General features: G+C 58.0%; 23 protein-coding genes. 12 read left to right on the top strand and 11 right to left on the bottom strand.

Annotated features, from left to right (window positions below; all coding sequences use genetic code 11):
* Positions 1–212 precede the first annotated feature (212 nt).
* The 7 genes from N1037_00475 to N1037_00505 all read left to right on the top strand — a co-directional run bounded on the left by N1037_00475 (position 213) and on the right by N1037_00505 (position 5,084).
* Entirely contained in the window at positions 213–827 is a 615-nt protein-coding gene (locus N1037_00475; protein ID UWS79524.1) for a ribonuclease D, read from the top strand.
* Complete coding sequence (locus tag N1037_00480; protein UWS79525.1) at positions 824–1,792, top strand: KpsF/GutQ family sugar-phosphate isomerase; 969 nt, start codon at positions 824–826, stop codon at positions 1,790–1,792. The genes N1037_00475 and N1037_00480 overlap by 4 nt, the downstream gene beginning before the upstream one ends.
* Positions 1,793–1,809: 17 nt before the next feature.
* Positions 1,810–2,406, top strand: coding sequence for a hypothetical protein (locus N1037_00485; protein ID UWS79526.1), 597 nt, complete (start codon positions 1,810–1,812; stop codon positions 2,404–2,406).
* A gap of 3 nt (positions 2,407–2,409) precedes the next feature.
* Positions 2,410–2,922 (top strand): LptA/OstA family protein, encoded by a 513-nt coding sequence (locus N1037_00490; protein ID UWS79527.1) that lies wholly within the window; start codon positions 2,410–2,412, stop codon positions 2,920–2,922.
* The gene (lptB, locus tag N1037_00495) at positions 2,922–3,683 is read left to right on the top strand and encodes an LPS export ABC transporter ATP-binding protein (GenBank protein UWS79528.1); all 762 of its coding nucleotides are present in this window, start codon (positions 2,922–2,924) and stop codon (positions 3,681–3,683) included. Before N1037_00490 ends, lptB begins: the two co-directional genes overlap by 1 nt.
* 321 nt (positions 3,684–4,004) lie before the next feature.
* Positions 4,005–4,574 (top strand): ribosome-associated translation inhibitor RaiA, encoded by a 570-nt coding sequence (gene raiA / locus N1037_00500; GenBank protein UWS79529.1) that lies wholly within the window; start codon positions 4,005–4,007, stop codon positions 4,572–4,574.
* A gap of 45 nt (positions 4,575–4,619) precedes the next feature.
* Complete coding sequence (locus N1037_00505; protein ID UWS79530.1) at positions 4,620–5,084, top strand: PTS sugar transporter subunit IIA; 465 nt, start codon at positions 4,620–4,622, stop codon at positions 5,082–5,084.
* Positions 5,085–5,558: 474 nt separating this feature from the next.
* Here N1037_00505 and N1037_00510 read toward each other — a convergent pair whose 3' ends face one another.
* The 8 genes from N1037_00510 to cysQ form a co-directional block, all read right to left on the bottom strand.
* A complete protein-coding gene (locus tag N1037_00510; GenBank protein UWS79531.1) occupies positions 5,559–6,992 on the bottom strand; it encodes a sulfotransferase family protein in 1,434 nt (477 codons plus the stop codon).
* A gap of 3 nt (positions 6,993–6,995) precedes the next feature.
* Entirely contained in the window at positions 6,996–8,699 is a 1,704-nt protein-coding gene (locus tag N1037_00515) for a beta-1,6-N-acetylglucosaminyltransferase (protein ID UWS79532.1), read from the bottom strand.
* Positions 8,696–9,682 carry a glycosyltransferase family 2 protein gene (locus tag N1037_00520; protein UWS79533.1) on the bottom strand — a complete coding sequence of 329 codons (987 nt, stop codon included), beginning with the start codon at positions 9,680–9,682 and terminating at the stop codon, positions 8,696–8,698. The genes N1037_00515 and N1037_00520 overlap by 4 nt, the downstream gene beginning before the upstream one ends.
* 231 nt (positions 9,683–9,913) lie before the next feature.
* Positions 9,914–10,954 (bottom strand): glycosyltransferase family 2 protein, encoded by a 1,041-nt coding sequence (locus N1037_00525; GenBank protein ID UWS79534.1) that lies wholly within the window; start codon positions 10,952–10,954, stop codon positions 9,914–9,916.
* A gap of 1 nt (position 10,955) precedes the next feature.
* Positions 10,956–11,939, bottom strand: coding sequence for a UDP-glucose 4-epimerase GalE (gene galE, locus N1037_00530; GenBank protein ID UWS79535.1), 984 nt, complete (start codon positions 11,937–11,939; stop codon positions 10,956–10,958).
* Between the two features lie 65 nt (positions 11,940–12,004).
* Complete coding sequence (locus N1037_00535) at positions 12,005–12,907, bottom strand: UTP--glucose-1-phosphate uridylyltransferase (protein UWS79536.1); 903 nt, start codon at positions 12,905–12,907, stop codon at positions 12,005–12,007.
* Between the two features lie 241 nt (positions 12,908–13,148).
* Entirely contained in the window at positions 13,149–13,949 is an 801-nt protein-coding gene (locus N1037_00540) for a 3-deoxy-manno-octulosonate cytidylyltransferase (GenBank protein UWS79537.1), read from the bottom strand.
* Positions 13,949–14,746, bottom strand: a complete 798-nt coding sequence (gene cysQ / locus N1037_00545) for a 3'(2'),5'-bisphosphate nucleotidase CysQ (GenBank protein UWS79538.1) — start codon at positions 14,744–14,746, stop codon at positions 13,949–13,951. The genes N1037_00540 and cysQ overlap by 1 nt, the downstream gene beginning before the upstream one ends.
* Before the next feature lie 134 nt (positions 14,747–14,880).
* Here cysQ and N1037_00550 point away from each other — a divergent pair, with 134 nt between their 5' ends.
* Together N1037_00550 and N1037_00555 are read left to right on the top strand one after the other, a co-directional pair.
* A complete protein-coding gene (locus tag N1037_00550; GenBank protein UWS79539.1) occupies positions 14,881–15,702 on the top strand; it encodes an ABC transporter permease in 822 nt (273 codons plus the stop codon).
* Positions 15,699–16,310 (top strand): SH3 domain-containing protein, encoded by a 612-nt coding sequence (locus N1037_00555; protein ID UWS79540.1) that lies wholly within the window; start codon positions 15,699–15,701, stop codon positions 16,308–16,310. Before N1037_00550 ends, N1037_00555 begins: the two co-directional genes overlap by 4 nt.
* Here N1037_00555 and N1037_00560 read toward each other — a convergent pair.
* On the bottom strand, positions 16,307–16,909 hold the full coding sequence (locus N1037_00560; protein UWS79541.1) for an alpha-ketoglutarate-dependent dioxygenase AlkB: 603 nt from the start codon (positions 16,907–16,909) through the stop codon (positions 16,307–16,309). The genes N1037_00555 and N1037_00560 overlap by 4 nt on opposite strands.
* Positions 16,910–17,119: 210 nt before the next feature.
* On the opposite strand from N1037_00560, the gene dnaK reads away from it, so the two are divergent.
* From dnaK to radC, 3 genes are all read left to right on the top strand, one after another.
* Positions 17,120–19,039: a molecular chaperone DnaK gene (gene dnaK / locus N1037_00565; GenBank protein ID UWS79542.1), complete on the top strand. Its 1,920-nt coding sequence runs from the start codon at positions 17,120–17,122 to the stop codon at positions 19,037–19,039.
* 78 nt (positions 19,040–19,117) lie between these two features.
* Entirely contained in the window at positions 19,118–20,281 is a 1,164-nt protein-coding gene (dnaJ, locus tag N1037_00570) for a molecular chaperone DnaJ (protein ID UWS79543.1), read from the top strand.
* 134 nt (positions 20,282–20,415) lie between these two features.
* Positions 20,416–21,198 carry a DNA repair protein RadC gene (radC, locus tag N1037_00575; GenBank protein UWS79544.1) on the top strand — a complete coding sequence of 261 codons (783 nt, stop codon included), beginning with the start codon at positions 20,416–20,418 and terminating at the stop codon, positions 21,196–21,198.
* Between the two features lie 152 nt (positions 21,199–21,350).
* Here the strand turns inward: radC and N1037_00580 are convergent, their stop codons facing one another.
* Complete coding sequence (locus tag N1037_00580; GenBank protein UWS79545.1) at positions 21,351–22,907, bottom strand: phosphate ABC transporter substrate-binding/OmpA family protein; 1,557 nt, start codon at positions 22,905–22,907, stop codon at positions 21,351–21,353.
* Between the two features lie 24 nt (positions 22,908–22,931).
* Positions 22,932–23,897, bottom strand: coding sequence for a hypothetical protein (locus N1037_00585; GenBank protein UWS79546.1), 966 nt, complete (start codon positions 23,895–23,897; stop codon positions 22,932–22,934).
* Between the last annotated feature and the right edge of the window lie 76 nt (positions 23,898–23,973).

Raw genomic sequence — 23,973 nt, forward strand, 5'->3', positions numbered from 1 at the left:
TTATAGTAGACCTGAATGGGGAGGAGCCGGTAGCGCCGCAAAAATGCACGCTCCAACAGGGGGTAACGGCAGCCTGGGAGTTGAGTTCGCGCCGTATTGCCCTTATTTCGAATTCATCGGCGCATCGCGTCAAAGACTGACCCAAACGACGACCCAGACTGCGACCAGGATGAGACCCGCCACGGGTCCGCTACCGGCAAAGGATTTCTGCATTGGCCAATCACCTGTATCAAAACGACCTGCCCGATGATCTACAACTCGGCCCGGTGGTGGCGATTGACTGCGAAACCATGGGGTTGAACCCTCATCGAGATCGGCTCTGCGTCATTCAATTGTCAGACGGCGATGGCAATGCCCATATTGTGCAGGTTGCCAAAGGGCAAACCGAGGCGCCCAATCTATGCGCCATGCTGGAAGACCCAGACACGCTCAAGCTGTTCCACTTTGGCCGCTTTGACATTGCCGCCATGTATCATGCCTTTGGCGCCCTTACCGCGCCGGTCTATTGCACCAAGATCGCAAGCCGCCTGGTGCGCACCTATACGGATCGCCATGGGTTGAAGAACCTGACCCATGAGCTGATCGGTGTGGATATCTCCAAACAGCAACAGATGAGTGACTGGGGCGCAAAGGTGTTGTCGGATGCGCAGTTGGACTACGCGGCCTCGGATGTGTTGTACCTGCATCGCCTGCGCGAAGCCCTGAACAAGAGGCTGGAACGCGAAGGACGCATGGAAATGGCCCAGGCTTGTTTTGACTTTTTGCCGATGCGTGCCAAACTTGACCTGGCCGGTTGGCCCGAAACAGATATTTTTGCGCACTCATGACCGCTTCTGAAAAACTCCTCGCCACCGCCCGTCAGGTGGCCACAGACGAGGCCCGCGCCCTGGAGGCCCTGGCCGATAGCTTTGATGAGCGCTTTGTTGAAGCCGCCAATCTGGTTCTGGCGGCAACCGGGCGTATCATCATCAGCGGCATTGGCAAATCCGGCCATATCGGACGCAAGATTGCGGCCACCCTGGCCAGCACCGGCACCCCTGCCTATTTTGTTCATCCCGCCGAGGCCAGCCATGGCGACCTGGGCATGTTGTCCAAGGGCGATGTGGTGATCGCGATCTCCAACTCCGGCGAAGCGCCGGAACTGGCAAACCTGCTGGCCTTTACCCGCCGGTTCGATATCCCGCTGATCGGCCTCTCCAGCAAACCCGACAGCACCCTGATGACCCAAGCCGATGTGCAGCTGCAGATCCCCGCCATGGGCGAGGCCTGTGGCTATGGAATTGTGCCGTCGAATTCGACCACATTGACCCTGGCCATGGGCGACGCCCTGGCCATTGCCATTATGAAACACCGCGACTTTCGCCCCGAGAATTTTCGCGACTTCCACCCCGGCGGCAAACTTGGCGCCCAGCTCAGCAAGGTCTCCGACCTGATGCACGGCGGTGACGCCCTGCCAGTTGTGGCCGCTGCGACGCCAATGTCAGACGCCCTGATCGAGATCAGCCAAAAGGGATTTGGCGTTTCTGGCGTGACCGATGCGGAGGGCAATCTGCTGGGCATTATCACCGACGGTGACCTGCGGCGCCATATGGACGGACTGCTGCAAAAACAGGCCGACGCTGTTATGACCAAAGACCCAACAACCATTGCGCCGGAGGCCCTTGCGGCGGAGGCCGTGGCCATCATGAACCAGCGCAAAATCACCTGCCTGTTTGTGGTGGATCCAGCCAAGGGACACCGCGCCGAGGGGCTGTTGCACATCCATGACTGTCTGCGCGCTGGTCTCGGATAGGAGCAGGCACCCCGGTCATGGATCAGTATTCCCGCATGGTAAGCTATCTCAAGGTGTTTCTGCCGCTGGCAGCCCTTGCCTTGTTGTCGACCCTGTTTCTCATCTCGCCCGGATCTGACACCGAGACGGTTATTCCCTTTGCCGACCGGGAAATAGAAGAACGCCTGCGTGGCCAACAGGTCACCGCTCCGTTTTTTTCCGGTTCAACGGCCCAAGGGGATGAAATCTGGGTGACCGCTGAAATAGCCAGCGCCAGCGCGGATCAGCCAGTGATTGCCAATGCGCTCAGGGCGGAAATCCGCATGGTCGCTGGCGGGCAAATCACCCTGACCTCGGATCGTGGCACTGTGCACCCCGATCAGGATCTCGCGCGCTTTGTCGGCAATGTCGAAATCACCACAACCGACGGTATGGTGGTTGAAACAGAGGTGTTGAAAACCCAGCTGAGCAAGGTGCACGCCGAAAGCCCAGGTGCCATTCGCGCCACCGGGGATTTGGGAGATTTAACCGCCGGACATATGGAGATCAGTTCAGAAACTGTCGGTGGCCCGGTGCATCTGCTCTTCACCAATAGCGTCAAGCTGGTGTACGCTCCTCAAAAATTGGAAAGATAAATTGTGACTCATTTGCGTGCCCTCTTCATTGTCCTGATCTCCACGCTGTGGTTTACCCTGCCCGCAACCGCGCAGAATGTGGCCTTTGGTGCGGTCAAGGCAGACCCTTCATTACCGGTTGAGGTCACCTCCGATAACCTGGCCGTCAACCAGGCTGATGGCTCGGCTGAATTCACTGGCAGCGTGTTGATTGTACAGGGGGTAATGCGGCTGGCGGGCGATCGGGTGCTGGTGATTTACAAAACCGACGCCGATGGCAAGCGCGCCATCGAACGGCTCGAAGCCACCGGAAACGTCATCTTGGTGAGCGGCCCGGATGCCGCAGAAGCCCAGCGGGCAGAATACACCATCGACTCAGGCACCATCGTCATGAGCGGAAATGTCCTGCTGAACCAAAGCGCGGGTACTCTGGCGTCACAGCGGATGGTGGTCAACCTCACCACCGGGACCGCCAGCATGTCCGGGCGGGTCAAAACCATCCTGAACCCAAGCTCAGGTACGAGCGAAAACAACTGATGTCCCCAGCTCCTGATCTCACACTGACCGAAGGCTCTTCGGGTCTGCATATCGAAAAGATACGCAAAAGCTACAGCAAGAAAGTCGTCATCCGCGACGTCTCGATCTCCTTGGATCGCGGTGAGGTGGTGGCGCTGTTGGGGCCAAACGGGTCTGGTAAAACCACCAGCTTTTACGCCATTGCCGGGCTGATTTTCCCAGAGGCCGGCACCGTCACCATTGACGGGCAAAATGTCACCTCACTGCCGATGTATCGACGCGCCCGGCTGGGCATTGGCTATCTGCCGCAGGAGATGTCGATCTTTCGCGGCCTTTCAGTCGAAGACAACATCATGGCGGTGCTGGACATTGCGGTAAAACACAGCCACCGCCGCCGCGAACGCCTGGAAGAGCTGCTGTCGGATTTTTCTATCGAGCACCTGCGCCGTGCGCCTGCATTGGCGCTGTCGGGCGGTGAACGTCGCCGGGTTGAAATCGCCCGCTGTCTGGCGGCCGATCCAAAATACCTGTTGCTGGATGAGCCCTTTGCCGGTGTGGACCCTATTTCGGTTGGCGATATCCGCCATCTGGTTGCGGATCTGAAGAAGCGCGGAATTGGCGTTTTGATCACCGACCACAATGTGCGCGAGACACTGGAAATCGTGGACCGCGCCTATATCCTGCATGACGGTCAGGTTCTGATGTCCGGCAGCCCTGCCGAAGTTGTCGAGAATGAGAACGTGCGCCGCGTCTATCTGGGCGACAATTTTCGCATATCTTAACTATTTGGCAGTCACTGGTTTCATTGAGCTGGCTGCAAAAACTTGCCTCAAATCCAGAGTTTTTTCGCCAGCCATTTTTTGCCAAGCAATGGGGTTAGCGACCATCAATTTGCCGCAACTCCATTGACTCTCTGCCCAGATTATCATCGAATTGAGACATGGCAAAAGTGCAGTATGAGGTAGTCCGACGCGTGGCCTTGGCAACAAGACCCGGAGGGTTGCAATCCTGTGCCCAGCCTAATCCCCCGACCCAGAACTGACGACACCCCTGCGGGCCCGGCCCGGAGGGTGTTTTGGGTGGAAATTTGTGAAGGAGATCACATGCGTTACAAAATCACCGGTAAACAGATCGACATTGGCGAAGCCCTGCAGACCCATGTTCAGACCGAGCTGGGGACTGTCGTCTCGAAATATGCAGAACGCCCAACAGACGCAAATGTCGTCTTTTCCAAGTCTGCACATGAATATGTTTGCGAAGCCACTATCCACCTTTCAACCGGTCTGACCGCGCAGGCAAAGGCGCATGCCACTGAAATTTATTCAGCTTTTGAGGCCTGCTGCGAAAAGATGGAAAAACAGCTGCGCCGCTACAAGCGCCGATTGAAAGATCACCATCGCGATCGCAGCGAACCGGTTGAAATTCTCGGCGGCAGCTCGTATATCCTCGCCTCTGATAACGCGGAAACCGTAGCCGAACCTGAAACGCTGCAGCCAATCATCGTTGCCGAGATGGAGACCAGGATTCAATCCCTCTCTGTTGGTGAAGCCGTGATGCAGATGGAGCTTGCAGGCGCCCCGGTGCTGGTGTTCCGCAATGAAAGCAAAAACGGGGTGAACGTGGTATATCGCCGGGAAGATGGCAACATTGGTTGGATCGACCCAACGGCATAGGCTGTAGCAAAGCCGAACCACGGCATCTGAACGGAGCAGGTCACTATGCAGATTTCAAGCATCCTTAAGCCGGGCGCAGTCCGGGTTATTGGCGCCGTATCCAGCAAGAAACGCCTGTTTCAGGAGGTCGCCGAGGTGGCGCAGTCCGCCTATGGGCTGTCCGCCCAGTCAACGGTTGAGGCTCTCTTAGACCGGGAGAGCCTTGGCCCCACAGGGGTTGGTCACGGCGTCGCCCTGCCCCATGCTCGGCTCAACGGGCTTGATATGGTGCGCGGTGTGTTTTTGATTCTGGAAAAACCCCTGGATTTTGATTCCGTTGATCGCCAACCCGTGGATATTGCCTTTTCTCTCTTTGCCCCCGAAGACGCCGGGGTAGAGCATCTGAAGGCCCTGGCCCTGGTGTCACGCACCCTGCGGGAGCAAAGCTTTTGCACCAAACTGCGCGCCAATCCCGACCCGGCAACGCTGTTTACCATCCTGACTGAAGCACAATCGGTACAAGCCGCCTAAGGTCACGGCAGTCCGGCGTTTTTTTTCCAAAACCTCTCGGATATTGAGCGTCAGCGATTTGTACCGCCCCAAACGCTCCCGCCCGTCAGGAGATCTTTTTCAAAGATCTCTTCCCGTTGGGCCCGGCGTGCCACCTCCGATGGAGGTTGCACGCGTCGCCTAGGGCTACAGCCTGGTCAGGCAGCCAGCGCATGGGACCTGGGGCGATCTGCGCACCCCTCTCTGGATGCCCTGTCAGACCACCACCAATCATGTCACCTATCCTCCGCTGGTACACGGTACAGCGCCGCCCCAGGCGGCGCCACGCCCAAGGCCGTTTTGGTGTTTTGCCCTACAAAACACCAACGGGCGCGGGAGCCCCCCTTTGCCAGCGCCACTCCTGTAGAGTTTTCTCACCCAGAGGCTGCGTCACCCAAAAGGACAGATCCTGCATGTTTGAACAGAGAGACATTCGTCTTTGATTTGGAGCAGACCCTAGGGCGCGCGCCACGGAGCAAAACCAAACATCACGTAGTCACGTTGATACAGAGAAGACACCTGTTTCTCCAGCGCCGCATCCCAGATATCCCCTAGGCGATAGGGGTAATCCTCAGGCGCAGGCGTCGGCCGACCCGGTGTTGTACGGCCCAGTTTCTGCGCCAGAGCAGGCAGGGCCTCGGCCAACTCTTCCTCGCGCAACACCAGATCTGGCGCGCCAAGCTCTGCCAGTCCGGACAGGGCCAGCGATTGGCTGGCCCATTCCGCATCCACCCGCACCGAGGTTTGTCCCGCCAGATTGGCCTGCAAAAAGGTCAAAAACTGAGAGAAAGCCGCATAGTGATCTGCCTTGCTATAGCTGTCATCCGGGCCATCCTTGGGTAGCGGCAGCTTAAACTGCCGTCTCAGTGTCTCGCGAATGCTGCCATAGCTGCTGCCGCCTTTTTGCAAAATCCTGCGACAGAACACGGAATGCACCCGCGCTGCCGGATGCCGCAAGACGGTAAAGCTGCGAAACCCCGGGTTTCCCCGCTTCCACTGGCGCAGCTGTTTCTGGTTCATTTTTTGGATCAAACCCTCGGGCGTCACATTGTCGAGCCCGGCCATCCAGGCCATCACTTCCGTCTCAGGTCCGCCCCTGATGGGCAGATACAGCAGCGGTGTCACCACCCCAGCCACATAACCCGGCACCGACGGCCCCCTGCGGGGTTCAAAATTGGGGGTGCGGCTCAGGTTGAAACGGTCCATCTCCGCCAGCGCCTCTGCCATCACGCCTGGGTTCTCCACCTTTGACACAACCGGCGCCGGATTTTGCCGTTTCAGACTATCATCCAAAGCCTCAAGCTGGGAGCCTACACCCAGCCAGCGCGCCAGGCCGTTCATCACCTCAAGGTTCTGAAGATCCTCATAGGCCAGGTAAAAGCCCGTCTGTCCGGATTTCTGCAGCCGGTTCAGCAGGGTGATCTGAAAATCCTGCAACGCCTCTACATGTTGGGCAAATTCAACACCATCAAACTGCGCCAAGGCCTCTTTGCGACGTTTCACATTGGTCAGTTTCCACTGACCCGTGGCCTTGGCAATCTTCCAGGAGACATAGCTGTCCAACGGATTTCGGGTCAGGATTACCTTGGCGCAGCGCGGATCCTCCAGCGCCACATCCAAAACCCGTGGGTCATGGTCGTGAAAGTAGCGAAACCCCCCCAATACCCCCGCTTCGGACTTGATCTGAGAGATCAGACAACCGGGGTTGTCTTCGCGCATGTCCTGGGTGATCCCCAGAATATTGTCCTTGTTGGGATAGCCAATGAAATGTGGGTTAAACGCCTCGCCATGGCAGGTTACCCCATCAAAGGCGTTGAGATTGGCTTCCAGAAAATTGGACCCCGTCCGCATTTCGGCAAAGACAATGAAATAGTCAAAAGAAGCTGTCATATTCTATTTACGCACCAGATAGGGTTTTCTGGGAGGTTTTGGCATGTTTACCGGCCCTTGCTCCACCGAGAAATCCCCCATCAGATAGGGGTGCATCCCCTGGTTCTTTAGATTTTGCAGGAACTGACCAAAACCATCAAGGTTGACCATCGTCGGGGCCTCGCTCAAATGCCGGGGTAACTGCGGGCCCAGTTCATCAAGAATGGTTTGCAAAGGCTCCATCGGCGCCTCGATGAATTCGGCCATCGTCCAGATCCGCACCCGTGCCTTGGTTTGCTGATCGCGCAGCAGGTTCAGATATTTGGCCTCAAGCTGCTGCAGCCGGGCCGCCTCGCGGCGCAGATCGGTAAAATTCTGATTCGAGCGGAACAGTGGAATCGCCCAGGCGCCGCTAATGACCGAGATCTGCGCATTTTGATCGCGCGCCAGTACCTTGCAGATCTTCTGGTTGTCCCCAGGACCAAACTGAAAACACTGACGCTCGCCACGGGTGTTCCAGATCAGATTGGTCAAAAAGCTCTGCACGTTGTAGTCGCGGGTGTTGGCATTGTCGGTCAAAGCGCCATTGATCATCGCGCCGCCCCCGGCCAGCTCGGCCCGCTCTGGGGCAAAGAGATGGCCATGCACCCTTGCCCCAGTGATCCGCGACAACCAGCTCTCAAAATCTTCAAACAGCTCTGAAAAGCCCTGAAACACCGAATAGGGATTTGAGGTGACGCTATTGACCGACCAGCGCCCGGGAAAGCGGCTTTGCATATACAGCCCCGGACGGCCACGGGTCCGCCGCTCCACCGCCTTGGCAAAAATGCGGTCGATTTTTCCGGGGTTGGGTTCGGTTTTTTTCATCGCCCCGGCGCTATCGGTTAGAAATGTCTGATACAGCCGGTCCGCTTTTGGCCAGATTTTGCGCGCAACAAAACAATCCGAGCGTCGCAACAGCTGCAAATGGTCATCATAAAAGATATGCGGCTTGCCCTGAAAATCGAACTTCGACAGCGTCAGTGAGCGGCTTTCGATATTGGTGGAGTATTGCCGCGCCAAAGTCTGATAATAGCTCTCGTCCGGGATCCAGACTTTTCGAAAATAGGCGTCATAGGTTGGCCGCTCGGGGTCTTCCAGGATGGCTGACAGGGTTTGACGCGTCAGGCACCACCATTGGCTGCCCATATGCGGCACCAGCCCCGCCGGAATGCGACGGCGCATGCCGAGGCGTCGTTGCAGATCCACATAGCGGTCAAACAGATAGCGGTGTTTTTTCCAGGAAAAGGGAAAGCGCAGGGTAAAGCGTTCAAAGTCCAACCCGCCAACGATCCAGGGCACATCCGCCGTGGTGGCGCTTTCGATAAAATCGGTACGCGGACGGGCGGCCAGATAGTCTACCAGTTCCTCAACCGGGCGCAGTGGCAGGCAGGATCCGGAGGACAAATAGACATGACGCACCACTGGAAACTCTTGCAGCATCAGCGCCGAGGCCGATTGCGACGCTGCAACAATGCCCCAGGTGCCCCATTCGCAACGATGCCTTTTGCAAAACTTGATCAGCGGATCCTTCGCCAGGCTTTGGCGGAATTTGCGAAAGACGGCCCCATCAACATTCTTGTCCACATGCAACACCACCGGGCAGCCGCTGGCCGTCCAATGGCGCGCCACCTGAGCAGCACGGTCCAGTGCGGTATGCACCAGCATGACAATGCCAACGGCGCTCATGCCCAGTTCCCTTTGGACATCAACCCCAGGATCTCCAGCTGGCGCCAGTTGATGTATTTCTCGCTCCATTTGCACCAAAGCTCGGGCTGCTGCTCCAAACCTTCGGCATAGGCCTTGTATTCGCGCGAATTGGCGTAATGCTCGCTGCGTGCCAGCTCCTCTGCCGCCTTGGCCCCCAGGGTATCTAGAAACTTGGTATGCAGCAGCGCGCCACTGGCCTTTTCACCGCCGTCTGTTTCATAGACCTGGTTCAACCCGCGCGGCAGCAAGGAATGGGTTGAGCTGACATAGGCATAGCGGCGATCCCACTTCACCAGCGGCGTCTTGTTCAGCGCCGGCGCCCGTTTTGGTTCATCCGCAAAAAACACCCGCGCCCGCGGCCCGCCCTGGATCCAGAGATTGCCATACATCAGGTTCTTGCTGATGGTGTAATTACCACTGTCGAACCAATTGGCGATCTCCAGCGGGTTTTGACCGGCCTGATAGGGCACATCGCCCAAACGTCCCTTGGGATAGGTATCAATCAGCATCGCTGAAAAGCTGCGGATTGCCGAATTGTCCAACCAATCCGTGAGGGCCTGAATGGGGCGGGTATCGCAGAAGGGGTAGATAAAGAACTCATCCGGGTCGACCACCAACACCCAATGCCCATGGGCATATTTGCGCTTGAGATAATTCATCCAGTCGACCCCAAAATGGGAGCGCCGATAACTGGCATGGGTCTGCCACAAGGACACATCGCCCATGCCGCTCAGATACTGCGTGGTGTCATCATCCGAGCCGTTGTCGACAAAGAGAAAGTGATTCACCCCCAGTTTGCGATAATATTCGAGAAAGTAAGGCAGCCGGATCTGTTCATTGCGCATGGTTGAGACCAGCAAAACATCGTCACGTTGAATGGTGCCGGTATTGTCCTGCAGACAGGTCAGCTCACCCGACTTGCGCACGGCCCGGACCAGCCAGCGCTTGCGCCGAACGCGCATACGGTAAGAATCCCAAAGCCCCACAACAACTCCATGCCCATTTTGCAGAATGCCCCGTGGCAGACGCCGCAGCTAAATTCAGGTGTCAATTTCGGCGGTGAATTGATCCCTGCCTTAACGGTTAATATGTCATGGAAAAACACTACTAACAACGGATTTAGAAACAGTTATGGGCCAACTTGGCCGCAGAAAACCGTTAAATTTCCCGGGCACCTGTCGCCGCTCAGGTCTTTACCAGCGCAGTTCTGGCATCAAGCCTAAAGCACAAAGCTGCGCAGGCCCCTTATATTTCTGCGCATGCTCCTGCCAAAGATCAGGCGCCGTGCTGAGGTCGTCATAGTAATGATCAAAGGCCTGCGGGGTGTGAAAATGCTGTTGGCGCCGCTTTTCGGTTGCTGATTTGGAAACAATCTCGGGCAGGAATTTGGTGTGCAGCAATACCCCGGCGGGCTCTGTGCCGCCCGGCCCGGCGTATAGACGGTTCAAATCAGGGGGCAATAGCGAATGGGTTGAATTCACATAAGCATAGCGCCGGTTCCACTTCACCAGCGGGATCTTGTTCAAGGTGGGGGAGCGCTCTGGTTCGGTGGCAAAAAACACCCGCTCACGCGCGCCGCCCTGCAGCCAGAGATTGCCCATGGGCGGTTGCCGTATCGCCCGGTAAGGGCCGGCATCAAACCAGTTCAGCACCTCAAGCGGATCCTGCCCCGGCGCATAGGGCTGACCGCCAAGCGCCCCTTTGGGGTAAAGGTCCAGCATCATGGCCCCAAACCCCGGCAGGCCCTGATGATCCAGGCGCGCGGTCAAATCGCACAGATCATGTCGCTCTATGCCATCATAGACCAGCAGCTCATCGGCATCGACCGTCAGGCACCAGTGACCATGGCCGTAGCGCATCTGCAGCCAGGTGCTCCAGTCCAGGCCAAAGCGTGCCTCTCTATAGCCCGCCGACGATTGCCACAGCGACACATCTGGCTGATCTCTCAAATAGTCTGCACTGCCATCCGTGCTGCCATTATCGACCACCAGAAAATGCGCCACCCCAAGCGCGCGGTAATAGTCCAGAAAATAGGGTAGCCGCGTGCTTTCATTGCGCAACACCACAAAAGCCAGCAGATCGCCCTCGGTAATCTGGTCACTGCGGTCCGCCAGCTTGCGCAGCTGGTGACGCGCGCGCAGTGACCGCCACAACAGCCGCCGCCGCTTCAGGCGCAACCGATACCGTTGTCGCCAGTTCGGCGGCAAAAGAGCGGGTGCACCGGTAGATTTCACATCAGGCCTCGTAATGACCCGCCTGATGCCATTTCCAGGCATCAGCGATCATGGTGTCGAGGTCAGAGCGCGTTGGCTCCCAGCCCAGATCGGTGATGGCGCGGGTCGACCCCGAAACCAGTTTGGTGCAATCTCCGGCCCGGCGCGGGCCAGTATTGCAGGGCACCGGCCGCCCGGTAACAGCCGCGCCCCGGTCCATGACCTCGCGCACCGAAAACCCGCTGCCAGTGCCCAGGTTGAACACCTGGCTGCCCTTGTCTTCTTCCAGCCATTTCAGGCCCAGAACATGGGCGTCCACCAAATCACAGACATGCACATAGTCCCGAATGCAGGTGCCATCGGGGGTGTCGTAATCGGTGCCGAAAATGGTCAGGGCATCGCGTTTGCCATCAATGGCATCCAGCACCAGTGGCACCAGATGGGTTTCGGGGCGGTGGAACTCGCCCACTTCGGCTTCTGGGTCCGCGCCTGCCACGTTAAAATAGCGGAAAATCACCGAGCGCAGCCCGTCAGAGGCGCCAAAGTCCTTGAGAATATCCTCAACCGCGCGCTTTGAGGCGCCATAGGCGTTCAGCGGCAACTGTGGGGTATTTTCGTCGAGCACCACGTTGTCATGCTCTCCATAGGTGGCGCAGGTGGAGGAAAACACAAAGTCCAGACATCCCGCCGCCACGGCGGCCTCAATCAGATTAAGCGACCCGCCGGTATTGTTGGCCCAATAACGTCCCGGCTCGCTCATCGCTTCGCCAACCTGGCTCAGCGCCGCAAAGTGCATAACCGCCACTGGCTTATACTTGGCAAAGACCTCATCCAGCCGAGCACGATCCTGTAAATCCCCCTGCTCAAAGGGGCCAAATTTCACCGCATCCTTCCAGCCGGTCACAAGATTATCAAAGGTCACAGGGCTATAGCCCGCCGCCTTGAGCGCCTTGCAGGCATGTGATCCGATATATCCGGCACCGCCGGTCACAAGAACAGTCTTCACGTCAATATTGCCTTTTCAAAGGTCCCAAACGTCAAAGCCCCCCACCCGGCAGGGCCATGGTCGATTTACTCGGCGGCCTGGTCCATCTGGGTGACCTTGTGGAGGTGCTGCATCAGATCGTCCCGCAGTTCTGGGCGCGACAGGGCAAATGAGACCGTTGCCTGCAAGAAACCCGCCTTGGAACCGCAGTCAAAGCGTTCGCCCTCAAAGCGGAAGCCATGGGTCGGCACCTGGGCGGCGATATCCTCGGCAATGGCATCGGTGAGCTGGATCTCACCGCCGGCGCCCGATTTCATCTTGTTGAGATTGCGCAGCACCGAAGGCGCCAGGATGTAGCGGCCGATCACCGCCAGGTTCGAGGGCGCCTCGGCCGGTTTGGGCTTTTCGACCATGCCACGGGCGGCAACCACCGCGCCGGAAGTCTCGGCCCCGGCGCAGGGATCCAGAACCCCATAAGAGGCGGTCTGCGCGGGGGAAACCTCCATGGTGGCGACCATATTGCCACCAATGTCAGCATAGGCATCGACCATCTGCTGCAGGCAGGGTTTTTCTGCGGCAATAACATCATCGGGCAGGATCACCGCGAAGGGTTCATTGGCGATCAGACGGCGGGCGCACCAAACCGCATGGCCCAGACCCAGGGCCTTGTGCTGGCGCAGATAGGCAATGGCGCCGCTGTCCATACAGGTGTTCTTGAGGATCTCCAGCAGATCATCCTTGCCTTTTTTGCGCAGCTCCTGTTCCAGCACCGGGGCGTGATCAAAGTAATCCTCCAGAGCGCCCTTACCGCGGGAGGTGACAAAGATGAATTCCTTGATGCCCGCCGCGCGGGCCTCGTCGATGGCGTATTGCACTAGGGGGCGATCCACCAGGGTCATGATTTCCTTGGGCACCGATTTGGTAGCGGGCAGGAACCGGGTGCCAAGACCCGCAACCGGGAATATCGCTTTTGTCACTTTTTTACGCATCAAATTTCTCACTCATCTACGTCTAAGGCGAACTTGTCTGCAAAAGGCAGTCACCTGGACTTTTAGTTCGTTAGCCAGTCACCCCTTAGGGGCAGGCATGGGCGCAGCCGACCCAAATGCATCAAATAGCGATGCTCCCACACGGAGTATTATAACTACAAATTGGGTAATTTTCATGACGTGGCTCAACTCCGCACTTGAGATCTGTCGAATAAAGACTGCGTCGCATAGGGGAATTTGCCTAATTATTGCCCATTTTCACCATCATTGCCTCAATACGCGCCACATCTTCGGGGTTATTCAGCTCCCAGAATTCCCGGCCACGTGCCTCTACCTGAACGCAAAGTATCTTGCGGTTGTTTTCCAGAAACCGCAGTTGCTCCAAGCCCTCTAGCTGCTCCAGCGGACCAACTGGCCAGCTTGGGTAGTCAGCCAGCGCATCAGGCCGATAAGCATACACCCCAACATGATGATAAACAGGCGTTGGCGCCGCGCCCTCAAAGTGCTCGGCGCAGAAGGGAATAACCTCTTTAGAAAAATAGAGCCCGCTGTGATCGCGGCCAAAAACCGCTGTGGTGCCGCCAACGCGCCCCGCTGCGCGATCGGCCAGCAGACTGTTGAGCGTCTCTCCATCGCATTGCAGCACCGGTGTTGCCAGCCCCATGTCGGGGGCGGCACGCAGCCCCGCCACCAGATCCTCGATGAACCAATGGGGCGTCAAAGGCGCGTCTCCCTGCAGGTTCACCACCACCTCATAGCCGCCGCCCAGCGCCGCATGGGCCTCGGCGCAGCGTTCGGTACCATTGGCACAGCTCTGCGAGGTCATCACAACTTCGGCGCCAAACCCTCGGGCTGCTGTCTGGATACGATCATCATCAGTCGCCACAACCACCCGATCAACCCCCTGCACGGCACAGGCCGCGCGCCAGGAGCGTTCAATCAAGGTGTGCTTATCTCCATTGGCGCCGGTCAGTTCGACAAGCGGTTTGCCGGGGTAACGGCTGGAGGCATAGCGGGCGGGAATAACGATCAGAACAGACATCAAGCTTCTTTCAACTCAACATCAGGTGCATGGGCAATAAAGAAGGGGTTGGCATAGTCTTCCTTGCCATAGAGCAGCGGCGAATGATCGTCAAAGCGGACCACTTTGCCACCGGCTCCAGACAGCACCGCATGGCCGGCTGCGGTGTCCCATTCCATAGTGCGACCAACGCGGGGGTAGATGTCCGCCTCGCCAGTAGCCACCAGACAGAATTTCAACGAAGAACCTGCGCTTTTGCTGTCCTTGACGGCGTATTTATTGATGTAGTCCTCGGTCGCTTGGTCCCGGTGTGATTTGGAGGCCACAACCATCAGCGCTGCATTGTCGCTTTTGGCAACCCGGATGGGGCGCGTCTCGCCCATCACAGCCGGATCAAAGGCGCCAGTTTCTTCCACAGCGGACCCATCCGCCAGAGTAAAGAACATGCGATTCTTGGCGGGAGCATAGACCACACCGCGGGTGGGCATGCCCTTCTCAACCAGAGCGATATTCACGGTGAAATCGCCGCGCCGGTGAATGAATTCTTTGGTTCCGTCCAGGGGATCCACGATCAGGAAGGTATCACCGCGTGCCTTGTGCGATTCGGATTGCTCTTCGGTGACCAGCATCACGTCAGGAAATGCACCGCGCAGCCCCGCCGAGATCAGAGCATCCGCAGCCTCATCCGCAGCCGTTACCGGGCTGTCATCAGACTTTACCTTCACCTCGAACTCATCGGAGTTGTAGATTTCCATGATCTTGTTGCCGGCTTCGATCGCCAGGCGGCGGATCACTGGAATAAGCTCTTCGTAGGTCACACACGCGCTCCTTGCTCGAAAGGGTTAATTGAAAATTTGCCTCCGCCCCCTTATGCTGACTCGCAGGTGGATCATCAAGAAGTCCCTTGGAATATCGGTCAGCTTTTTTGGCCCCCATACAGATCGCAGGCAAAATGTTTCAGATCCGTCCAAAAACGACAGGAATTTTCAGCGCCATCTCACTCTTTGAGGTGGTGTTTCATTCTGTCGTGCGCAGTGTCCGTTCAAAACACAATAATGCGCTCATCGCTTTGGGAATGAATATTATGCAGGCGGTGATGTTTGTCGCTGTCTTCTACTTTATGTTCTCGGTGCTGGGGATGCGCGGGTCTGCTATTCGGGGCGACTTCCTGCTCTATGTGATGTCGGGTATCTTTCTGTTCCTGACCCATACCAAAACCGTTGGTGCCGTTGCCGGCGCCGAAGGCCCTGCCAGCCCGATGATGCAACACGCACCAATGAATACAATGGTGGCGATTCTCTCGGCAGCGCTTGGCTCGCTTTACATCCAGACGGTGTCGCTGTTTCTGATCCTGTTTGTCTACCATGTGGCCTTTACCCCGCTGGAGATCGAACAGCCCATTCAGGCCTACGGCATGATCTTGCTGTCCTGGGTCACCGGGGCCGCTGTTGGCTTGGTGTTTCTGGTACTGAAACCCTGGGCGCCTGGCGTAGTGGGCATCATGACCACCATCTATCAACGTGCCAATATGATCGCTTCGGGCAAGATGTTCCTGGCCAATACCCTGCCCAGTTTCATGTTGGCGATGTTTGACTGGAACCCGCTGTTTCACTGTATTGATCAGGCGCGGGGCTTTGTTTTTATCAACTACAACCCCCATTACAGCAACTGGGAATACGCCGCTTGGGTGGCGCTGATCCTGGTTGTGATTGGCCTGATGGGAGAGTTCTATACCCGTCGGCATGTCTCGATCAGCTGGAGCGCGCGGCGATGAGGCAAAGTCTGGCTGCCGTCCTCTTTGGATTGACCTGCCTGGCTTTTCCCGTCGCAGCGCAAGATCTCCCGGCGCTGTTTCACGTCGTCGGTGTGGCTGATAATGACGTTCTGAACATACGCTCAACTGCATCCGCAAAATCGCAGATCATTGGCTTCTTCGCTCCCGCTGAAGATCAAATCGAGGTCATAACCCAAGATGAGACCGGAAACTGGGGGCTGGTGAATGTTGGTGAAACCTCAGGCTGGGTCTCCATGCGTTTTCTCACCGCTTCACAACCAAACAATCACGGCCCCAGCTGTTTTGGCACCGAACCGTTCTGGTCAGCCCGTGCCCTCTCGCAATATCAAGGCCGAACGCTGACCTTTTCGCTGCTCGGAGGTCCAAAAGAGACGGTTCCGCTGATCGAGCGTCGCTCGCGCAACAATCAAACGCGCGAAAGCGGCAGCTTCACTGGGCAGTCGCTTTCCGGCCACTACGTAATCTCACGTCAGGTCTGTTCAGACGGGATGTCGGACAGGGTGTTTGGCCTGACGGCCGATTTCTTGATCAACCAGAATGGTGAATGGGTTCAGTACTCGGGTTGTTGCTCGCTAAGTTCTAACTAGGTTACCACCCGCAGGGTCAGGTTTATGCGCCCGCCCTTGGGCAGCAGTCGCGATGATTGGAACCGGATCCGGTCCACCCCGTGATAGGCAAGCCGCGCCGCGCCACCCATCACCACCACATCGCCAGAATTGAGCCAGATACTATCCGTTTTGCCGCCGCGCCGGGTGTCACCCATCCGAAACAGCCCATCGTCCCCCAGGCTGACCGACACCACGGGAAAAGAAAAATCCGCCTCATCCTTGTCCTGGTGCAGCCCCATCTTGGCATCCGGGCCAAAATAATTCAGCAGACAGGACTCCGGTTGCCGCTGCAAACCCGTAACCCCATGCCAAAGCTCCAGCAGCCTGTCAGGGATCGCAGGCCAGCCCATGCCCTTGGGGTGATTTTCGACGTAGCGATAGCCGGTCTCATCCGCAATCCAGCCGAATTTCCCTGCCGATGTCATACGCACCGACAATTTTCTTCCCCCCGGCGCGGTAGGAGAGAACAGCGGGGCAGTCCGTAAAATCGGGCGCAGGACCTCAATCAGGGCGCGCTGAGAGGCGAGATCCAGATAGCCCTTGTGGATTTCAAACCCACGCAATCGCAACAAGCTCATGCCGATTATTCCATTCTTAACTACATCACATGCAAAAAAGCGCACTGAATCGCATTTCTCGGTGCGTTCTGGCGCTTGCAGGGTCAATTTCTGCTCCCTATATACGCCGTGACGCAGTGAGGTGCAGACCCCGCTGCAACAAAATCGGGGCCTGGATGCCACAACGGGTTCAGGCCGCGGGTAATCGCCTTAGTAAGTAAAGGGATCAAAATGAGCAAAGTTATCGGGATTGACCTCGGAACCACCAACTCTTGTATTGCTATCATGGATGGCTCGCAGCCGCGCGTTATTGAAAACGCCGAAGGCGCACGCACCACACCATCGATCGTCGCCTTCACCGACGACGAGCGTCTGGTTGGTCAGGCCGCCAAACGCCAGGCCGTCACCAACCCGGACAACACCGTCTTTGGCGTCAAGCGCCTGATCGGTCGCCGGTTTGACGATGCAGACCTCGCAAAAGACAAAAAGAACCTGCCGTTTGAATTGATCAGCGGTGGCAATGGCGATGCATGGGTCAAAGCCAAGGATGAGAAATACTCTCCTTCGCAGATCTCCGCCTTCATCCTCGGCAAGATGAAAGAAACCGCAGAATCCTACCTGGGCGAAGACGTAACCCAGGCGGTGATCACGGTTCCTGCCTATTTCAACGACGCCCAGCGTCAGGCCACCAAAGACGCCGGCAAAATTGCTGGCCTCGAAGTGCTGCGCATCATCAACGAGCCAACAGCCGCCGCGCTGGCCTATGGTCTCGACAAGGAAGAAACCCAGACTATCGCGGTTTATGACCTTGGTGGTGGTACCTTCGACGTGACCATCCTGGAAATCGACGACGGCTTGTTCGAAGTAAAATCGACCAACGGCGACACCTTCCTCGGCGGTGAAGACTTTGACATGCGCATCGTCAACTACCTGGCGGGTGAGTTCAAAAAAGAACACGGCGTTGATCTGACCAAAGACAAAATGGCCCTGCAGCGTCTGAAAGAAGCCGCTGAAAAAGCCAAGATCGAACTGTCGTCTTCCAGCCAGACAGAAATCAACCAGCCATTCATCTCGATGGATCCCTCCTCGGGTCAGCCGCTGCACATGGTTATGAAACTGACCCGTGCCAAGCTGGAATCGCTGGTCAACGACCTGATCAAAGCCTCGATGAAGCCCTGCGCTGCCGCTCTGAAAGACGCTGGCCTGTCGGCCTCTGACATCGACGAGGTTGTTCTGGTTGGTGGTATGACCCGGATGCCAAAAGTGATCGAAGAGGTCACCAAATTCTTTGGCAAAGAGCCCCACAAGGGTGTGAACCCTGACGAAGTGGTTGCCATGGGTGCCGCCATTCAGGCCGGCGTTCTGCAGGGCGATGTCAAAGACGTTGTTCTGCTCGACGTGACGCCTCTGTCGCTGGGTATCGAAACCCTGGGCGGTGTTTTCACCCGCCTGATCGACCGCAACACCACCATCCCGACCAAAAAGTCTCAGGTCTTCTCGACCGCCGAAGACAACCAGTCGGCTGTGACCATCCGGGTTTTCCAGGGTGAGCGCGAAATGGCGGCGGACAACAAGATGCTGGGTCAATTCAACCTCGAAGAGATCCCACCAGCGCCCCGTGGCCTGCCACAGATCGAAGTGACCTTTGACATCGACGCCAACGGCATCGTTTCGGTTTCGGCCAAAGACAAAGGCACCGGCAAAGAGCAGGTTATCACCATCCAGGCTTCTGGTGGCCTGTCCGATGCCGACATCGACCAGATGGTCAAGGACGCGGAAGACAACGCCGAGGCGGACAAAGAGCGTCGCGAGCTGATCGAAGCGCGGAACCAGGCCGAAAGCCTGATCCACTCGACCGAAAAGCACGTCGAAGAGCATGGCGACAAGGTGGATCCCTCCACTGTCGAAGCCATCGAGCTGGCTCTGGCCGCGCTGCGGGATGATCTGGAAGGGGACGACGCCAGCGCCGAAAAGATCAAGGCAGGCGTCCAGAACGTCACCGAGGCCTCCATGCGTCTGGGCGAAGCCATCTACAAGGCTGCTCAGGAAGACGCGGGCGATGAGCCTTCTGCCGCTGACGACAGTGCCGCTCCCGGTGACGACGACATTGTCGACGCCGAATTCGAAGATCTGGACGGCGACAAGCGCTAAGGTCTGAACTACTTGGCCGCAACGGGCCGGTCCGACCACGGACCGGCTCGTTGTCGTTGAGGCAGCAGGGGTAAACCGATGTCGAAACGCGATTATTACGATATTCTCGGTGTGGCCAAAGGCGCCAGCGCTGATGAAATCAAAAAAGGCTTTCGCAAGAAGGCCAAAGAGCTGCACCCGGACAGCAACAGCGATAACCCGGATGCAGAAGCACAGTTCAAAGAGGCCAACGAGGCCTATGACGTCCTGAAAAACGCCGAGAAGAAGGCCGCATATGACCGCTTTGGTCATGCTGCCTTTGAAAACGGCATGGGCAGCGGCGGCGGTCGTGGACCCGGCGGTCCCGGTGGCGGCAACGGGGACTTCTCCTCGGCCTTCTCCGATGTCTTTGATGATCTGTTTGGGGACTTCATGGGCGGCCGTGGTCAGGCCGGCGGTGGGCGTCAGCGCGCCTCTCGTGGGGCTGATCTGCGCTACAATCTGCGCGTCTCTCTGGAAGAGGCCTTCTCTGGGCTGCACAAGACCATCAAGGTGCCCACGTCGGTCTCTTGTACCTCTTGTGACGGCTCCGGTGCTGAAGGTGGCGTAGAGCCCACCACCTGCCCTACCTGTTCCGGTATGGGCAAGGTGCGCGCGCAACAGGGCTTCTTTACCGTGGAACGCAGCTGCCCGACCTGTTCCGGTCTGGGCCAGATCATCAAGAACCCGTGTAAAACCTGCCACGGTCATGGCCGGATCGAAAAGGACCGCTCTCTGTCGGTGAACATCCCCGCAGGCGTGGAAACCGGCACCCGCATTCGCCTGGCTGGCGAAGGCGAAGCTGGCTTGCGTGGTGGTCCTCCGGGTGATCTCTACATCTTTGTCGAGGTCTCCGCCCATGATCTGTTCGAGCGCGACGGCAACAATCTCTATTGCCGGGTGCCCGTCTCCATGGCCAAGGCCGCGCTTGGGGGCGCCATCGAGGTGCCCACCATCGACGGTGGCCGGGGCCGCGTGCAGATCCCCGAGGGCAGCCAGTCTGGCCGCCAGATGCGTCTGCGCAGCAAGGGCATGCCCGCCCTGCGTGGCGGCGGCGTTGGCGACATGTTCATCGAACTGGCGGTGGAAACACCCGTCAGCCTGACCGCTCGCCAAAAGGAAATCCTGCGCGAATTCGAGGACCTGTCGGAAGACACCACCAACCCCGAATCCCGCAGCTTCTTTTCCTCGGTCAAGGGCTTCTGGGACGGTATGAAAGGGTGATGTGAGCCTCGCTCACCCCCTCAAAACCAAAACATCACCATTAAAAGCGCTCCTTTGGGGGCGCTTTTCTTTTGCGGCCGGCCTTTCACCGCCTAGCCTTGAACCCGCTCCAGACCAGCAGCAGAGGGCTCCAGATGGCACATGGCAAGGCAGGCAGCACTGGCACCCTGCCGCTGTTCGCAAACGAGGCTCTGACGACGCAGGAGGCCCCGGCTCCAGCGCCACTAACGGCCGGGCGCCTGCCCTCTTACATTAAGGACCACCGCATACGCCTACGGCAACGGTTCCGCGAAGGCGGGGCTGCTGCGATGCCGGACTATGAGCTGCTGGAGCTGGTTCTGTTTCGCGCCCTGCCGCGCCAGGATGTGAAACCGATGGCGCATCAGCTGCTGAAACAGTTTGGCGACTTTGCCCGCGTTGTCAGCGCCCGGCCGGAACGGCTGGCCCAGGTCAAAGGTGTCGGCGAGGCACTGATCACTGACCTCAAGGTGCTGGAGGCCGCTGCCCAGCGTATGGCCCGCGCCCGGGTGATGCAGCGGCAGGTGATTTCCAGCTGGGACGCTTTGCTGGACTATTGCCACACCGCTATGGCTCACCGCAGTACGGAACATTTCCGAGTGCTGTTTCTGGATCGCAAAAACTGTCTGATCGCGGATGAGGAACAGGCCCGCGGCACCGTTGATCATGTGCCGGTCTACCCCCGTGAGGTGGCCAAGCGGGCGCTGGACCTGAACGCCAGCGCGCTCATTTTAGTGCACAACCATCCTTCTGGCGATCCGACGCCCTCTGCCAGTGACATCGACATGACCGAGCGAATCAATCAGGCGCTCACTCCGCTGGGGATCACCCTGCATGACCATCTGATCATTGGCAGTAATGCTGAACTCAGTTTCCGTGCAGAAGGTCTGTTGTTGTAACCGCCACGGTGGCCAGGGGCGCCAACTGCGCCGCGTCAGCGGCGCCGGGCCCAAAGCGCTTTGTCTCATCGTGATGAGGCCAAAAGCTGCGGGAGAGCCCCCCTTTGGCGGCGCAACACAGCGGCTTGGCAACAGGGCAAGCGGGCCTTGGGTTATTGCACCCAGACCTCGACCCGGCGGTTGACCTGGCGGCCCCAGCCACTGTCATCGCAGGCCATGGGCAGCGCCTCACCAAAGGCATCCACCTGCACCGACACCCGCGCGACGCTGCCTGGCTCCGCCGTGGCCAGCACCGCATCACGCACGCTCTCCGCCCGCTTCAACGCAATACTCCGGTTGCCGGCCGCCGCTCCGTCCCCATCGGAGAACCCTACAAAATTAAGCACCTTACCGTCGTAAAGCCCGGTTTCCAGCGCCCGGGCCAATTGTTCCACGTTGCTGCGAGACTGCGCATCCGGGCGGGCAGAGCCTGCTTCGAAGCGAAAAGAGGTGGTCAGACGGCGAAACCCGGTCAATCTGCGCACCAGCCGTTGCAATTCTGCCAGTTCTACCTCGGGTCCGGCCGCCAAGATCGCATTGCTCAACCGATCCCCTTGGGCGTTCATCGAAATATGCTCAGGCGCCTGATCGACAAATCCGGCCCGTCTGATCACGATCTGCGCTCCTGGGCCACGCACATAGGCAAGAAAGTCCCGCGCGACCTTGGCCAGACGGCGTTGCGGCAGATATAAAAACATCGGCGCCGTCAGCGGGTAGTCTTCGGTTTTGATCCCGCGCCGATTGGCCCGAAGCGAAAACCCGCAGCCCCCTGTCAGGGTCAACATCCGGGTGGAGCCGACGTTGGAAAAACTGCTGATGCCAATTGCAAAGGGATCGGTCGCAACCCTCCGCACCAGGGCCGCGCCGCGCTCGTGATACCGCAGATCCTGCGTCAGCTGCACCCCTGACGCGGCCAAAACCCGATCTGCAAAGCCCTGGGTCAATCCAGAGTTCGCCAGGGGCATATGCACGGAAATCGGCGCATCCGGTCCACCCAGCGTCTGCCAATTGGTAATTGCACCGGAAAACACTGCCGCCAGATCCGGGATCGATATCCGCGTGACCGGGTTCTCGGGCGAGACCACCGGTACCATGGCATCCAGCGCCACAATCCGGCTGCGTTGAGCCACCGTCATATCCCCCAGCCCAGCGGCACGGGCCAGTGTTTGTTCCGTGGGGCGCATTTCACGCAGGGCCATCACGATATCGGCCTGTTGTGCGATCAAATCGGCAAAGCCCACATCGGTGGTGCTGACCAGAAAGGAAAACCGCGCCACAGGACGCCCCGCACGCTGGACCAAAAGATATTCGAAATTGCCGTCAGGCAGGGATTCGCGTTGGGTTTTATAGCCATTGCGCAGGGCAAAACCTTCGATCAAGGCCGGCAAAAGAACCTCTGCCATCTGCGCTGAACCGGACAGGGTAACCTCGGCGACAAAATCCGACAGGCTGGGACAGCCTGGCCCTTCGCAACTGACCCCTGATCCATCAAGCGTCAACTCTCCAAACTTGGTTTCGACCCGATAGAATTCTCCATCGAATCCCAAAAGATTGCCGCTGATCTCAACCACGCCATCGGGGGACGACAGGGTGACATCCTGCGCCCGTCCACTGTGCGCAGTGACAAAAAGGAGAAGTGCGGCGCAAACCGCCGCACGAAAATTGACCATGTGAAGTCCTGAATTAGCTGCAGATTATCTTGCAGCGATTTTCAGGTTTTCTACCAGATTATTCAACACCAGAAAATCACCAGTTGCCGTGCAATCTGGCATGTTGAGAACCAGATCCCGCGTTTGAACCCGTCCGGCGACAACCCGCAGGCTCTGCGCTGCGATTTCGCGGCCACAATTTATTTCGGTGATCTCTGCCTCGATACTGATTTCGATGACACCCGCTTGTGCGGCGGGCGCGCCCGTATCTCTTTGAAAGCTATAAATCTCTGCCAGGCGCGGCACCAGTTGAGCGGCATCGCCTAGCTGAACCATCTTGCCAGCGGAGGCCTGATTTGGATCAGCCCCATGCCAGACGTGACCGTTTTCGCCGTATTGCGCCCCGAACTCGCGGGCATGTATTTCGAACCCGCTGTTGCCGCTCCATTGCACCACAACCCGGTCGACCTCTGCCATATCCGGCACCGCCACCTGCACAACCGCACCCACAGTCGCCGGGTCTGCATCCGTCGTAAGACTGGCAGGCTCAACAATAAAAGTGGCCATGCTGGACAGCGCTGGGATCACCAGATCCAGCTGCCCGTCCGGTCCAAGTGTTTCTGTGACCATCATGCCCTGATGGTGCAGGGTAATCCGTTCATTTCCCCGGCAAGGCGCGGCGATTTTCAGCGCCACCAAGGCGCCAGGAAGAGCGGTAGCACCTGCCGTCACACCGCAGGCTGCAACCGGCAACTGACGGCCCCTAGTGGGTTGATCCGAAGCAGTGGTTTCATCTTCATCCGCAAGATCAGGGTTCGCAGATGTCAGGGTAATTTTTTCGATGGAAATCGGTTTGGCCAACGCCGGTTCCTGCGGCAACTGCTGTCCAGCCAGATCAGAATCGCCGCCCGAACCCGCAGGCGCAACGGTGGAAGGCTGCATAAAGAAGCCAATCCCCAAGGCACAGGCCGCCGTGGCCGCGCTGATCAGAAGTATGCGTTTGTTCAGCATTTCAACTCTCCAACGCCCGATCAATAAACCTAATTCGGGCCTTTAGATCTGACCCGCAAAAGGAGGCCGGTTTATG

The sequence above is a fragment of the Phaeobacter sp. G2 genome (genome assembly GCA_025163595.1).
Taxonomy (GTDB): domain Bacteria; phylum Pseudomonadota; class Alphaproteobacteria; order Rhodobacterales; family Rhodobacteraceae; genus Pseudophaeobacter.

Bases quoted from the DNA above. Each gene is read 5' to 3' on its own strand.
- N1037_00480 (UWS79525.1), top strand. From the start codon at position 824: ATGACCGCTTCTGAAAAACTCCTCGCCACCGCCCGTCAGGTGGCCACA.
- N1037_00485 (UWS79526.1), top strand. From the start codon at position 1,810: ATGGATCAGTATTCCCGCATGGTAAGCTATCTCAAGGTGTTTCTGCCG.
- lptB (UWS79528.1), top strand. From the start codon at position 2,922: ATGTCCCCAGCTCCTGATCTCACACTGACCGAAGGCTCTTCGGGTCTG.
- raiA (UWS79529.1), top strand. From the start codon at position 4,005: ATGCGTTACAAAATCACCGGTAAACAGATCGACATTGGCGAAGCCCTG.
- N1037_00505 (UWS79530.1), top strand. From the start codon at position 4,620: ATGCAGATTTCAAGCATCCTTAAGCCGGGCGCAGTCCGGGTTATTGGC.
- N1037_00510 (UWS79531.1), bottom strand. From the start codon at position 6,992: ATGACAGCTTCTTTTGACTATTTCATTGTCTTTGCCGAAATGCGGACG.
- N1037_00515 (UWS79532.1), bottom strand. From the start codon at position 8,699: ATGAGCGCCGTTGGCATTGTCATGCTGGTGCATACCGCACTGGACCGT.
- N1037_00520 (UWS79533.1), bottom strand. From the start codon at position 9,682: ATGCGCGTTCGGCGCAAGCGCTGGCTGGTCCGGGCCGTGCGCAAGTCG.
- N1037_00535 (UWS79536.1), bottom strand. From the start codon at position 12,907: ATGCGTAAAAAAGTGACAAAAGCGATATTCCCGGTTGCGGGTCTTGGC.
- N1037_00540 (UWS79537.1), bottom strand. From the start codon at position 13,949: ATGTCTGTTCTGATCGTTATTCCCGCCCGCTATGCCTCCAGCCGTTAC.
- N1037_00550 (UWS79539.1), top strand. From the start codon at position 14,881: ATGTTTCAGATCCGTCCAAAAACGACAGGAATTTTCAGCGCCATCTCA.
- N1037_00555 (UWS79540.1), top strand. From the start codon at position 15,699: ATGAGGCAAAGTCTGGCTGCCGTCCTCTTTGGATTGACCTGCCTGGCT.
- N1037_00560 (UWS79541.1), bottom strand. From the start codon at position 16,909: ATGAGCTTGTTGCGATTGCGTGGGTTTGAAATCCACAAGGGCTATCTG.
- dnaK (UWS79542.1), top strand. From the start codon at position 17,120: ATGAGCAAAGTTATCGGGATTGACCTCGGAACCACCAACTCTTGTATT.
- dnaJ (UWS79543.1), top strand. From the start codon at position 19,118: ATGTCGAAACGCGATTATTACGATATTCTCGGTGTGGCCAAAGGCGCC.
- radC (UWS79544.1), top strand. From the start codon at position 20,416: ATGGCACATGGCAAGGCAGGCAGCACTGGCACCCTGCCGCTGTTCGCA.
- N1037_00580 (UWS79545.1), bottom strand. From the start codon at position 22,907: ATGGTCAATTTTCGTGCGGCGGTTTGCGCCGCACTTCTCCTTTTTGTC.
- N1037_00585 (UWS79546.1), bottom strand. From the start codon at position 23,897: ATGCTGAACAAACGCATACTTCTGATCAGCGCGGCCACGGCGGCCTGT.